Origin of the sequence: Enterobacter sp. 03-F-07-AD-ECC (assembly GCF_047530935.1) — a bacterium.
Classification (GTDB): Bacteria; Pseudomonadota; Gammaproteobacteria; order Enterobacterales; family Enterobacteriaceae; genus Enterobacter; species Enterobacter cloacae.
On sequence record NZ_JBLKBZ010000005.1, the window covers coordinates 23,965 to 36,648 of the forward strand.

A 12,684-nucleotide genomic window follows, 5' to 3' on the forward strand; every position below is an offset into this window, starting at 1 on the left:
ATACGTTCCTTACGACTAAGAACTGAACTGCTGTTTCAGGTAGGTGGCCGTGTTATTCAGTTTACTCATCATGGTATCAAGACTGTTGAACTGTGCTTTATAACGGGCCATCGTGGCTTCGATGCTCGCTTCCATTGCGTCGTAGCGCTTATCCAGGGTTTTCAACGTGCTGTTGATACCGTCAGTCGCGCTTTTGATGATCCCTTCTTTACCGGTGGTTGTGCTCAGCATGGCGGTCAGGGTATTGCCCATCTGCGTGGCCAGACCGGTTGTTTTGCCATCGCCAATAAAGTAGGCCTGCACCGCTTCCGGGCTGTCGGTGAGTGCTTTTGTCAGTTTGGCATCGTCGATTTTCAGGTTACCCATTGAGCCGTCAGCGCCCACGGTAGGATCCTGGGTGATACCGAGCTGGGCCATGATCGCGTAGGAGCCAGACTGGACCACGGTCAACATATCGCGCAGCTGTGACTGCACAGAGCGCACGGTGTTGTCACCCAGCAGCGCACCGTTGCTGGCGGACTGATCGGCACCGGCTTCCACTTTCACATACTTGGTGATGCTGGCGATGGTCGACTGCAGGGAGTTGTAGGCGGTAACCCAATCCGTGACGGCTTTTTTGGTGGCATCGGTAGAGCGGGTAACATCTAAATTTTCGCTCTTGGTGCTTTCTGCCTTCAGGGTGAGGGTTACGCCCGGCAGCGCGTCATTAATTGTGTTGGTCGAACGCTCAATGTCGATGTCGTTGATGGTAACCAACGCATTTTGTGACGCGGTTTGCTGATTCATCGCGCCGGTATTCGTGGATGAGTCGTAGCTGATAATGCCTTTTAAGGTGTCGTCACCGGTCACCGTCACCGTCATGTCATTGGCCGTGCCGGTGGTTTTCGAGGACAGCATCAGGGTGTACTCGTTGTCCTTCGACTTCACTACCGTTGCCGTGACGTTGCCGTTAGCCTTGTTAATCGCGCTGGCAATACCGTTCAGGCTGGTGTCGCCGTCAGCAAGATCGACGGTCAGCGGTTTGGTGGTGCCTGGCTGGCTGATGGTGATGGTGCGCGTGGTACCGGTAGTCGCTCCCAGCTGCGCGGTGGCACTGGTCTGGACGGCAGAGGTTAATACCTGAGCTTTCGCCAGCGATTTAACCTGTACGCTATAGGAACCAACCGCTGCACCGGCCGTGGTGGTGGCGCTGAAGGCGGTGTTGGTTGAGCCAATAGACGCCGCGTTCCAGGTGTCCGTTTTTCCCAGGGCTGCAGTGGCGGTATTCAGCGACGTCATTGCACTTTGCAGCTTACTGAACGCGCTCAGCTGGGCATTATAGGATGTCTGCTGATTGGTGATGGTGTTCAGCTTGGTTTTTTCAGCCGTTTCGAGGTTGTTATACAGTGTTGCCAGATCCAGACCTGAACCTACGCCCAGACTCGTAATAGTCGCGCCTGAAGAGAGAGTGATTGAGCTACTCGCCATTTTTTTATTTCCTTTAGCCAATGGTAGTTTCAGGTAGTTATCGGCGACTTATGCAGATAGTTTACGTTTCAGGTAAAAAAATTATCGGCTGAATAGCGCTCAACCTTACGGCCATATAGCACTATTGGCGCGTGAGAGACATATATAAAAGAAAAACGCGGGAAGAATAAAATGTGAAAACGTTTCTTGAAAAATAGCGTTTCTGATGGCGTTCTGAATAGACTTTAATAACTATAAATTCATTAAAATCAATGTATTAATAATTTTTTGACGAAATTTCTAAAGTCTTATTCAGACCCGTCGATAACTTTCATTACGGTGAGAGACGCCGTGAGTGTTAAGGCACCGACCCTAGAAACCATTTTTGAAGGAATTAAATTATGGCAGTTATCAATACTAACCTGTTGTCCCTGACCACTCAGAACAACCTGAACAAATCTCAGTCTTCTCTGGGCACTGCTATCGAGCGTCTGTCCTCTGGTCTGCGTATCAACAGCGCGAAAGATGACGCTGCTGGCCAGGCGATTGCTAACCGCATGACCTCCCAGGTTAAAGGTATGACCCAGGCGGCGCGTAACGCCAACGACGGTATCTCCCTGGTTCAGACTGCTGAAGGTAACCTGAACGAAATCAACACCAACTTACAGCGTATTCGTGAGCTGTCTGTTCAGGCTGCTACCGACACTAACGGTTCTTCTGACCTGACTTCTATCAACACTGAAATCACCCAGCGTCTGGCTGAAATCGACCGTATCGCGGGCGCAGCTAACTTCAACGGTAAGAAACTGCTGGACGGTTCCGTATCTACCGCGCTGAAAATTCAGGTTGGTGCAGGTACTTCTTCTAACGACACCATCTCCATCGACAGCAACGCGCTGATCAACGCCACCTCTGGTACCCTGAGCGCTGGCCTGAGCACTGCAATCTCCGATAACGCCTCTGCACAGGCTGTTATCTCTGCTGCTGACGCTGCAATCGCGAAAATCGATACTGCGCGTTCTAACATGGGTGCGATTCAGAACCGTTTCGAATCTACCATCAACAACCTGAACAACTCTATCAACAACCTGTCTGCTGCTCAGTCCCGTATCCAGGACGCTGACTACGCTACCGAAGTTTCCAACATGTCTCGCGCGCAGATCCTGCAGCAGGCTGGTACTTCTGTACTGTCTCAGGCAAACCAGGTTCCACAGGCAATGCTGTCTCTGCTGCGTTAATCGCCGCGCCTGTTTCACAAAAGGTTGCTGGAAACAGCAACCTTTTTTTTTGCCCGTCAGACAATCTCCGAAATAAGCCATTATTCCCGGGGGTGTTCCTTCCATTATCCCGGATATTCCCTTGTACGATGGGTAAGAATCGCAATCTTACTAAGAGAATCGGGATGAATAAGTTCGAGCGTACACGATCGCTGCATCAGTTTTACCGTGACGAATTTTCACGGTTAATTTTCCTGCCGGAAACGGATGCATTGCCTGCGCATATCGTTACCGAAATCCTGCATTATAAAAACTCCGATATTGCCACGCTCGAACCCCAGATCATGGAAGCCATGACAGATCTGGATGCAGACAAAGAACTCGCCGTGAAGCGCATGCTGTGCGCGATTGCTGCTGCAAACGCCGCGTTTGATTTTAAAAATGAAGGGAAGCCCACGCCATTTTCAAAAGAGATGAGCGACACCATTACCGGCTGGGTGGTAGAGGCGCTTCAACACGACAACAGCATTAATCTTCTGGTGGCGGGTATTCAGGTTTTTTTCCGCATTAACGAAATTGACGCTGCCTTATTCCTGATTTCAAACTACTACGCGGTGGTGAGTCCATCCCCAACCGTGATGAAAATATTGTTGTTGGTTTGTCTGATGGAAGATGATTTTAATCAGATGCAGACGCTTATCCAGCAGCTGACCGCCAATCCGGAACATATTGGTGAAGACGCGTTAACGATGCTGATGATCGTCACGGCGATTCATAAGCTGGGTGGCTGTCCCGAATCGTTCATCGATTTTTCCGCCCTGAAAATGCCTGATTATGAGCCTGATTTTTCGCACTACGAGTGGCTTCTTCCGGCGGAAGAAAACGGAAAAACCACGGTTCTGGTGGCGTGCGACAAACGTTATTACTTCGATCATGCCCTGACGCTGTTAGGGTCTGTCTACCACACCAACGGCGATGGGCTTAACGTTCACCTGCATCTTTATAACCCGGATGATGAGACAAAGGCGCACGTTAATGCCCTGCACCAGCGTTTTCCGGGCATGGTGATATCCGCGACGGCCGAAACCATTACGCCTGTTTTTGGTATCAACGTCTGGTACGCCTCAAGACGCTTTGTCTTCCTTAGCTATGCGCTGAGCGTATTCACGTCACCGATCATGGTGCTTGATGCGGATTGTCTGGTGCGTAAGAACTGGTCGGATATTGAGCCACATCTCCCGAAGAGTGAGATTGTCCTCTCTTACAGCAACGGCGCGCCGCCGTGGGAGCAGGTGCCTGCGGGCTTTGTTTATACGGTCCCTGGCACGCTTTCGCGTAAATACCTTTCGCTTGTCGCCACCTTTATTGACTGGAACTTACGCCGCGGTAATGCGGAGTGGTTCCTTGATCAGGTCGCGCTGTCGGTCTCACTGGATGCCCTTCCGGCGATAGAACAGATGGCCATTCATCGCGAGCCGCTGGAGAAACTGATCGACATTCGTTACACCAACGACACGTTCAGCTGGACCGTGACCACGCAAAAATCAGGCGGCGAAGCGTACCAGAACTATAAAGCTGCGATGCAACAAACCTATTTTGGCTAACCACTGAACTCATGGAACTTTCTCTGTATGTTGTATCCAGATAATCGATTCACGCTATCCAGTCTGCAGGCTGCCGCTGCTCTGTATCAGTTTCCTGCCGGGGCGCCTGAGAATGCGCGCGTCCTGGATTTAGGCTGCGGACAGGGAGATGTGTTGTTATCCGCTGCGCTGGCCTGGCCGGATTGTGTCGGGATAGGGATTGATAGTAACGAAGAGGCTGTTTCAGCGGGGCAGAGGCAGGCGCAGCGTCTGGGTATCGCCAATATCGAACTGGTTGCGGCGGGTCTTAACGATGTGTTGAGCGTGTCGCCGGGTGAGTTCGATTACATTCTGATCCGCGGGGACTTTATTCCTGCTGGCATGCCAGAGCGTGACGCGCTGTTGCAGTGGTGTCGTCGTCATTTGGCGGCGCGCGGCATGATTGCCATTCATCAAACCTTTTCCCCGCCTGAGTCCGCGGCGCAATATGTCCAGGATGCGCTGGCTTTCCATGCACGTCTGGCGGGCCGGCCAGAAGAGCAGGTGGCGTTTGCTCGCGGCATGCTCAGCTATCTGGCCATGACTCAGCCGGAAGGTGAGATCAAACACCATGTGCTCGCGATGGAGCACATTGACGACGCCACTTTTAGTGAGATGCTGGCAAGCGCCACCCATACCTCCGGTCAGTTTATTCACTTCAACGATAGCCTTTCCGCCTGCGGGTTACGCTACGTGGGAGATGCGCTGCCGCAGTACGAAACGGGTGAAAGCGTTAGCGAGCAAATTCATCAGCTGCACGCTCTGGTCTCATCCGGACAGACGTCGATTGCCGCGCAGCAATATCTCGATTTTGCCGTCAACCGTCGCGAGCGCGTCAGCCTGCTTTCCCGTGATGATGCCGTCAACGCGGCGGCGCTGGATTTTACCCGCTTAAACGCGCTGCACTGGGCCGGTGATTTCAGGCGTTACCGCAACGAACGGGGTGAGATTGTTAATGCTCACACCAACGCGGAAGGGAAGTTTTTCTCAACGCTTAATACCACGACCCTGCACATTCTTGATCTGCTTGGCGGCGCATGGCCGCTGAGCCTGTCGTTTGAACAACTGGTGTTCAACACCCGTCTTCCTGAAAAGGAGGAGGATGTCGCCCAGCAGGTGCTTGAGTCACTGAAAGATCTGTTTCTCAATCAAATTCCGGGACTCTACTGGGCCGGTTCACCAGGGCCATACAATGTTCAACCGGAACGTGAACTTGCCTTCATTTCACCTCTTCAGGCAGGCGATGACGCCGACGTCACGTTTAATCTGTGGGGCGCGCGCGTCACTCTTAGTCAGGAAGAGCGTGAATTTGCACTTGCAGGCATGGATGTCAATCAGGCCAAAAGCAGCGAACTTTTTTCGGCACTGAAAGCGAAAGGTCTGTTGAAAGGCTCCCCTGAAGCGTGGCGCAGAGCACAGCAGCATTATTTACGCCCGGGGGATGTCGACTATCTCAAACGTAGCATCGATACGCTGTTGCTGCTTAACGTCGGGTCGCAGCAGGGTGGTTTACTGGCTGACGGACAGGTAATGGCAGGGGAGAAGGATGAACAGGATCCTGCTATCGATCTCATCTACAAAAACGTCAACGCCCTGATTGCTGCGGGGCTGGCTAAAGACGCGCGCGATTATATCCGCGGACAGATTGAAAACGATCCCCATAACCTGCATACGCTTCGCTGCTATTCCCGCGCCAGCCTGCTGATGGGGGACTGGGATGAGGCCTTGTCGGCACTCGGTCAACTGATGAGCCACTACTCTGCCGGGCAGGATATCTGGTTCGACCTGGCCACGGTGCTGCAGAAAAAGGGTGAGTTGCATTATTCAGCCCGCATCCTCCAGGCGCTGCTGCGGTTGAATAAAAATAACGCGTCATTCTGGAATACGCTGGCGGTGGTGTATCACTCGCGCCGCAACATGGCCATGGCTGAACGCTGTGCCAGAGAGTCTTTGCGCTATAACGCCACGAACCCGCTGCATCTCGCGATGATGGGCATCATTCTGAGTGATAACCAGAAACTGACGGAAGCACGCTATTTCCTTGAGAAATCGCTCGAGTTTGCGCCGGGTGATTTTGACTGTTTCACCAGCCTGCTGTTTGTTCTGACCCACGATTTTTCCGTCTCGCCGGAGGTGCTCTTCGAGCGCCATCTTGCTTATGGCGAGCTGGTGAGCGCATGGGCGAAAAAATTCGACCTGGCGCTGCCGTGGCAGGGTAGCAAGGATCCTGAGCGGCCGCTGCGCGTCGGCTTTGTCTCTGGCGATTTCCGCAACCACCCGGTAAGCCGCTTCCTGCGGCCGTTCTGGGATGGTATGGACCGGGAACAGTTCTCCCTCTACGGCTATAGCACGCTCGATAAAGATGATGCCGTCACGGAGCACTTCCGTAACACCTCGACGAAGTGGTTATCCGTTACCGATCTCAATAACGTTGAGCTGGCAAAACAGATCCACAGTGACGGGATCGATATTCTTTTTGACCTTTCGGGCCATACCACCGGAACGCGGTTACCTGCGTTTGCCTTTAAGCCTGCGCCAGTGCAAATCACCTGGCTGGGCTACCCGGGCACAACCGGGATGACGCAGATGGATTACCGCATTATCAGTACCGGGTTTGTCAGAAATGCGGCGATAGACGCGCAGTTCACGGAGAAGCTGATTGCGATCCCGCTTGATAATTTCTTCGAGCCGGATGCGTCCAGTCCTGACGTCAATACGCTGCCAGCCCTGACGAACGGCTGGTTTACCTACGGTAGCTTTAACCGTCCTAAAAAATTGAACGATCGGGTCTTCGCGCTGTGGGCGCGCATTCTGCAGCATAACGCCACGTCAAGGCTGCTGATTGGATTTATGGATGATGACGGATCGCCCGCTACCGCAAGAAGCTCAATGCGCTGGGCGTGGCGGATGAACAGCTGATCTTCCGTAAAACTACGGGAATGGAGGCCTACCTGCAGATGCATCACGAGGTGGACATGCTCCTTGACTCCTTCCCATACAACGGAGGCACCACCACCAGCCATGGCATCTGGATGGGCGTCCCGACGCTCACCCTGGCAGGGGCGACCTATCCTGCCCGTCAGGGGCTCGAGATTATGCATATCTACGGGCTGGATGAATTTGTTGCGGAAAGTCAGCAGGACTATTTCGATAAAGCCGTGCGCTGGCAAACCCAACTGGAAACCCTTAACGCCTTGCGCCAGAGCATGCGGAGCACGATCCCGACGCAGGGGCAGAGCAATGTGGCGATTCCTTTCCAGCAGGCCATACGTCAGGCCTGGCGTAAATGGTGTGCTGACGAAGCACCTCACAGTTTCCGGGTAACAGGTACTGAGGATTAACTTATGAAAAATGTCTACGTTACCAGTCCACTTCTTCCGCCACTTGAGGAGTTCATCCCTTACCTGGAGACCTTGTGGGAAAGTAAAATTTTGACCAACAGCGGGCAATTCCATCAGCAACTGGAAGAGGCGCTGGCGGCCTATCTGGGCGTAAAGCATGTCTGCCTGTTCTCTAACGGCACGCTCGCGCTGCTGACGGCGCTGCAGACATTGCGTATTACGGGCGAAGTGATCACCACGCCATACTCCTTTGTCGCCACCTCTCACAGCCTGCTGTGGAATGATTTAACGCCGGTGTTTGCCGATATTGACCCTGTCACGTTTAATATCGATCCGGATCGCATTGAAGAACTGATTACGCCTAAAACAACGGCCATCATGCCGGTCCACTGCTACGGTATTCCGTGCGATATGGAACGCATCCAGAAGATTGCCGATACCTATGGGCTGAAGGTGATTTACGATGCGGCCCACTGTTTCGGCGTCAAACAGGATAACGCCAGCATTCTCAATTATGGCGATCTCTCCGTGCTGAGCTTCCACGCCACGAAGGTATTTAATACCTTCGAAGGGGGCGCCATTATTTGCCACGACGCCAAAACCAAACAGCGCATCGATTATCTTAAAAACTTTGGCTTTGCCGATGAAACCATCGTGATGGCGCCGGGTATTAACGCCAAGATGAATGAAGTGCAGGCGGCCATGGGACTGCTGCAATTAAAGTATATTGACGGTGCGCTGCAGGAACGTGCGGTGATTTATCAGCGTTACGTTGAACTGCTCGATGCCGCGCTTCCGGCGCTGGAATACATTAAACCGGCCAGTAATATTGAATGGAATTACTCTTACTTCCCGGTACTTATTCGTGCAGATTCGGCGGTCAGCCGGGATGCGATTTATGCGGAATTACGTAAGCATAATATCTATGCCCGCCGTTATTTCTATCCGCTTATCAGCGCCTTCCCGATGTATCGCCACTTCCCGACGGCGAATGTACAACATCTCCCGGTTGCCGATGAAATTTCTCATGCGGTGCTTTGCCTGCCTATCTATCCCGGACTGCCGGTGGCCGATCAGCGTCGTATTATTGAGATTATTCAGGGCTTGTTTATCGATGCTGCTCATGCGGCTGAGCCTGCGCTGGTGGTCAATGGATAGGAAAGGAAACCGATGAAGCTGGCGATCATGCAACCCTATTTTTTCCCGTATTGCGGCTATTTTCAGCTCATGGCGGCCGTTGATGCTTTCGTGGTGTATGACAACATCAAATACACGAAAAAAGGGTGGATTAACCGTAACCGTATTCAGGTTCGCGGTGCGGAGTCGTTAATCTCGCTGCCGCTAAAAAAAGACTCGGACTTTCTGGATATCAGGGAGCGGCAGCTCTCAGCCACATTTGACCGCAACAAGCTGTGCAATCAGATAATCGGGGCGTATCGCCACGCCCCCTCATTTTCTGCGGTAATGCCGGTGGTTGAGGAGATTATTCAGAACCCGGACGAAAACCTGTTTAATTATCTGTGGCAGGGGCTGAACCGGCTGCGGGACTATTTTGGCTTCTCCTGCGAGCTGATTGTCTCGTCCTCATTACCGGCGAATCACGCGTTAAAGTCTCAGGATCGCGTCATCGATATTTGTCAGGTGATGAACGCCCGTACGTATATTAATCCCCCGGGGGGCATGGCGCTCTATTCCCGGGAGGATTTTGTCGACCGCGGGCTTGAGCTGAAATTTATCCAGCCGCAGCCGTGGCACTACCCGCATTCTGACGCGGCGTTTATTCCGTGGCTGTCGATTATTGACGTCATGATGTTTAACCCTCGCAATGAGGTGGTTCGTCGCCTCCAGCATGGTTATGAGTTAATTTAATATGTTTACATGGAAAAAATTGGGTAAGGTCTTTACCCCGCAGGAAGTGACCCATCTCCCCTGGCTTAAAGAGTTTGCGCAGGCCCCTGCGACGCTGATCTTTGATGATTTCGTACGCGTCTATTTCTCCTGCCGTCCACCCGCCGATGAACAGGGAAAATATGTCAGCTACTCCGCCTGGGTCGATTTGGCACGTGACGATCTCTTCCACGTGTTGCGCGTCGCCCGCGAACCGATTCTCCCGTTGGGCGGATACGGAGAGTTCGACGAATTTGGAACCTATCCCGTCTCCGTAATGCGCGATAACGATGTGGTAAAAGCCTGGTATGCAGGCTGGACCCGCTGCGAATCGGTGCCGTTTAACGTGGCAATTGGCATGGCGGTGAGCCATGACCAGGGGGAAACCTTTGTTAAAGCGGGCCCGGGACCGGCAATTGGCTACTCACCGGATGAGCCGTTTGTGATGAGTGGGCCAAAAATTCGCAGATTCAATAACCAGTGGCAGCTTTTTTATATCGCCGGGCGCAAATGGAAGTGGGTGGATGGCCGCGCAGAGCCGGTCTACAAGATCCGCATGGCGACCTCTGACGATGGCATCAACTGGACGAAGCTGAATAAAGATCTGATCCCCAGCCGTATCGAAGAGGACGAGGCGCAGGCCAGCCCGGATGTCTTTTACGCCAATGGCAAATACCATATGTTCTTTTGCTACCGCTACAGCGCCCATTATCGCGGAAAGCAGAACGGTTACCGCATCGGCTACGCGTGGAGTCTGGATATGATCACGTGGCATCGGGATGACAGTAAAGCTGGCATTGATGTGTCTGCCTCCGGGTGGGATGCCGAGATGATCAGCTACCCACACGTATTTGAACTAGATGGCACTATTTACATGGCTTATCTGGGGGATCAGGTGGGCCGCTATGGCTTTGGCCTGGCACAACTGGAGGGCAAATTATGCTAACCCTGAACTGGCGTAAGCACGGACTTATCTATTCGCCGGCACAGTTTCCTCCTCTGGCAAATGGGGTAGGGTTTGCCCAGTCTCCGCAAGCGCTGGTGTTTGATGACTTTGTCCGTATCTACTTCTCAACGCGTGAGCAAGAAAAGCACTCAGCAAAGTTCATCAGCCGCGTCTGCTATGTGGATATGGATAAATCTCTGCGAGAGGTGCTTCGCATCAGTCCCGAGCCGGTGCTTGCTCCTGCTGAACTGGGCACATTCGACGAGCACGGTATTTTCCCCTGCAACGTTTTGCGTCACGACGGCAAAATCATGGCCTGGACAACCGGGTGGAACCGTCGCGTTTCGGTCTCGGTTGATACGGCCATTGGTCTGGCAGTAAGCACAGACAATGGCGAACACTTCACCCGTGTCGGTACCGGGCCGGTGATGGGCCCCTCATTGCACGAGCCGCACTTAGTGGGTGATGCCTTTGTCATCCATACCCGTCAACGTTTCCACATGTGGTACATCTTTGGCACGGGCTGGAAAAAGCGCACGCCGGAATCGGTGCCGGACCGCATTTATAAAATTGCCCATGCGGAATCAGACGATGGCATCAACTGGCAGCGTGACAGCCAGCAAATCATTCCTTCGGTGCTGGGGGAAGACGAATGCCAGGCACTGCCGACGGTGATTGAAATCAATGGCCGGTATCATATGGTCTTTTGCTTCCGGGAGTGTTTCGACTTCCGTACTGGGCAGGGGCGCGGTTATCGTCTGGGCTATGCCTGGTCTGATGATTTACACCATTGGCATCGTGATGATAGCCAGATGGCGTCGCTCGCGTCCGTGGATGACTGGGACAGCGAAATGCAGTGCTATCCCCATCTTTTCCGCTGCGATGAAAAAGTCTACTTGCTTTATAACGGTAATGCGTTTGGCAAAGCGGGCTTCGGCCTTGCGGAACTGGTGTTATGAATCGCTGGGTGTTTTGTCAAAACCGCGCCTCTCGTGAGGAGATAGTCGAACATTTTAACCGGTGTGACCCGCTATTTATTGCGTCAATCAGCGAAAGAATAGCGTTACAGGACTATGCCCAAAAAATAGTGGCGCGGGCATGGCGAAGCGAAGCCTGGCAAAACAACACGCTCACCGGACTGGTGGCTGCCTATTATAACGCGCAGCGTCAGCAGGGATTTATTACGAATGTTTCCGTTTTGCCGGACGCTCAGCATTGCGGCATGGGTAGTCAGCTGTTAATTCAAAGCATTGCACATTTACACTCCCAGGGTGTGACTGAAATTAATCTTGAAGTCGATAAGAATAACGTGTCGGCACAACGTTTATATCTAAAGCATGGTTTTACCTTTGGAATAGCAAACGGTTCAAAGATAACCATGACTTTACAGAGAGAGATAACAACATGACCCTTCGTGATTACAATCTGGAAATCAAGGATACTGCCGATCATCAGTACGCCTATAACTTTGATTTTGATGTGATGCACCCTTTTATGATTCGTGCGTTCACACCGTTCTTTAAGCCGGGTAATTTACTTGAACTGGGTAGTTTTAAAGGTGATTTCACCGCACGCCTGGCTGAAAAATTTAACGCCATCACCTGCGTGGAAGCTTCCGAAGAGGCGATGACCATCGCCCGTGAGCGCCTGGGAAAAAATGTCTCGTTTGTCCATTCCCGCTTTGAGGATGTTCAACTTCCTGAGCGTTATGACAATATTGTTCTCACCCATGTGCTGGAGCATATTGACGATCCCGTTAACCTCTTAAAACGCATTAATGATGAATGGCTAACGGATGACGGACACCTTTTTCTGGTGTGTCCCAATGCGCATGCCGCTTCCCGACAGATTGCGGTCAAAATGGGATTAATCTCGCATAATAGTGCGGTGACGGAGGCCGAGTTTCTCCATGGCCATCGTTGCACTTATTCTCTGGATACGCTTGAGAGAGATGCCCGTCTTGCCGGACTGAATGTGGTTTATCGCACAGGTATTTTTTTCAAAGCGCTGGCTAATTTCCAGTGGGATAAACTTTTACAGACGGATATCATCTCGACGCAATATCTTGAGGGCTGCTACGAGTTAGGCCATCAATACCCTGATTTATGTTCAAGCATATTCTTGCTGTGTAAAAAAGGCTGACGTTATTCCTGCTGCAGGATGCATGTTATCCCGACATGCATCGGTAACCCCCAAATAACCCCTTATTTTACCCACTATTCATC

General features: G+C 52.2%; 11 protein-coding genes. 10 read left to right on the forward strand and 1 reads right to left on the reverse strand.

Features of this window, described 5'->3' with window-relative positions; all coding sequences use genetic code 11:
- Positions 1-15 precede the first annotated feature (15 nt).
- Entirely contained in the window at positions 16-1,467 is a 1,452-nt protein-coding gene (gene fliD / locus ACMWKA_RS09485) for a flagellar filament capping protein FliD (RefSeq protein WP_013096008.1), read from the reverse strand.
- 380 nt (positions 1,468-1,847) lie between these two features.
- Here fliD and ACMWKA_RS09490 point away from each other — a divergent pair, with 380 nt between their 5' ends.
- The 10 genes from ACMWKA_RS09490 (at position 1,848) to ACMWKA_RS09535 (ending at position 12,601) form a co-directional block, all read left to right on the forward strand.
- The gene (locus ACMWKA_RS09490) at positions 1,848-2,684 is read left to right on the forward strand and encodes a flagellin (protein ID WP_014832468.1); all 837 of its coding nucleotides are present in this window, start codon (positions 1,848-1,850) and stop codon (positions 2,682-2,684) included.
- A 164-nt stretch (positions 2,685-2,848) separates the two neighbouring features.
- Positions 2,849-4,267, forward strand: coding sequence for a hypothetical protein (locus ACMWKA_RS09495; protein ID WP_414760150.1), 1,419 nt, complete (start codon positions 2,849-2,851; stop codon positions 4,265-4,267).
- A gap of 27 nt (positions 4,268-4,294) precedes the next feature.
- Positions 4,295-7,204, forward strand: a complete 2,910-nt coding sequence (locus ACMWKA_RS09500; protein ID WP_414760151.1) for a methyltransferase domain-containing protein — start codon at positions 4,295-4,297, stop codon at positions 7,202-7,204.
- Positions 7,186-7,626 (forward strand): hypothetical protein, encoded by a 441-nt coding sequence (locus ACMWKA_RS09505; protein WP_414760152.1) that lies wholly within the window; start codon positions 7,186-7,188, stop codon positions 7,624-7,626. The genes ACMWKA_RS09500 and ACMWKA_RS09505 overlap by 19 nt, the downstream gene beginning before the upstream one ends.
- A gap of 3 nt (positions 7,627-7,629) precedes the next feature.
- Positions 7,630-8,784 (forward strand): DegT/DnrJ/EryC1/StrS family aminotransferase, encoded by a 1,155-nt coding sequence (locus ACMWKA_RS09510; protein ID WP_013096012.1) that lies wholly within the window; start codon positions 7,630-7,632, stop codon positions 8,782-8,784.
- A 12-nt stretch (positions 8,785-8,796) separates the two neighbouring features.
- Positions 8,797-9,495, forward strand: a complete 699-nt coding sequence (locus ACMWKA_RS09515) for a WbqC family protein (RefSeq protein ID WP_013096013.1) — start codon at positions 8,797-8,799, stop codon at positions 9,493-9,495.
- Position 9,496: 1 nt separating this feature from the next.
- Positions 9,497-10,459 (forward strand): glycosylase, encoded by a 963-nt coding sequence (locus ACMWKA_RS09520; RefSeq protein WP_028028148.1) that lies wholly within the window; start codon positions 9,497-9,499, stop codon positions 10,457-10,459.
- Positions 10,453-11,418: a hypothetical protein gene (locus ACMWKA_RS09525; protein ID WP_148790604.1), complete on the forward strand. Its 966-nt coding sequence runs from the start codon at positions 10,453-10,455 to the stop codon at positions 11,416-11,418. The genes ACMWKA_RS09520 and ACMWKA_RS09525 overlap by 7 nt, the downstream gene beginning before the upstream one ends.
- Positions 11,415-11,867, forward strand: coding sequence for a GNAT family N-acetyltransferase (locus tag ACMWKA_RS09530; protein WP_316372511.1), 453 nt, complete (start codon positions 11,415-11,417; stop codon positions 11,865-11,867). Before ACMWKA_RS09525 ends, ACMWKA_RS09530 begins: the two co-directional genes overlap by 4 nt.
- Positions 11,864-12,601, forward strand: a complete 738-nt coding sequence (locus tag ACMWKA_RS09535; protein ID WP_023622419.1) for a class I SAM-dependent methyltransferase — start codon at positions 11,864-11,866, stop codon at positions 12,599-12,601. The genes ACMWKA_RS09530 and ACMWKA_RS09535 overlap by 4 nt, the downstream gene beginning before the upstream one ends.
- Positions 12,602-12,684: the final 83 nt, after the last annotated feature.

Excerpts from the sequence above, each read along its gene's own strand:
- fliD (WP_013096008.1), bottom strand. The coding sequence starts at position 1,467 with ATGGCGAGTAGCTCAATCACTCTCTCTTCAGGCGCGACTATTACGAGT.
- ACMWKA_RS09490 (WP_014832468.1), top strand. The coding sequence starts at position 1,848 with ATGGCAGTTATCAATACTAACCTGTTGTCCCTGACCACTCAGAACAAC.
- ACMWKA_RS09495 (WP_414760150.1), top strand. The coding sequence starts at position 2,849 with ATGAATAAGTTCGAGCGTACACGATCGCTGCATCAGTTTTACCGTGAC.
- ACMWKA_RS09500 (WP_414760151.1), top strand. The coding sequence starts at position 4,295 with ATGTTGTATCCAGATAATCGATTCACGCTATCCAGTCTGCAGGCTGCC.
- ACMWKA_RS09510 (WP_013096012.1), top strand. The coding sequence starts at position 7,630 with ATGAAAAATGTCTACGTTACCAGTCCACTTCTTCCGCCACTTGAGGAG.
- ACMWKA_RS09515 (WP_013096013.1), top strand. The coding sequence starts at position 8,797 with ATGAAGCTGGCGATCATGCAACCCTATTTTTTCCCGTATTGCGGCTAT.
- ACMWKA_RS09520 (WP_028028148.1), top strand. The coding sequence starts at position 9,497 with ATGTTTACATGGAAAAAATTGGGTAAGGTCTTTACCCCGCAGGAAGTG.
- ACMWKA_RS09525 (WP_148790604.1), top strand. The coding sequence starts at position 10,453 with ATGCTAACCCTGAACTGGCGTAAGCACGGACTTATCTATTCGCCGGCA.
- ACMWKA_RS09530 (WP_316372511.1), top strand. The coding sequence starts at position 11,415 with ATGAATCGCTGGGTGTTTTGTCAAAACCGCGCCTCTCGTGAGGAGATA.
- ACMWKA_RS09535 (WP_023622419.1), top strand. The coding sequence starts at position 11,864 with ATGACCCTTCGTGATTACAATCTGGAAATCAAGGATACTGCCGATCAT.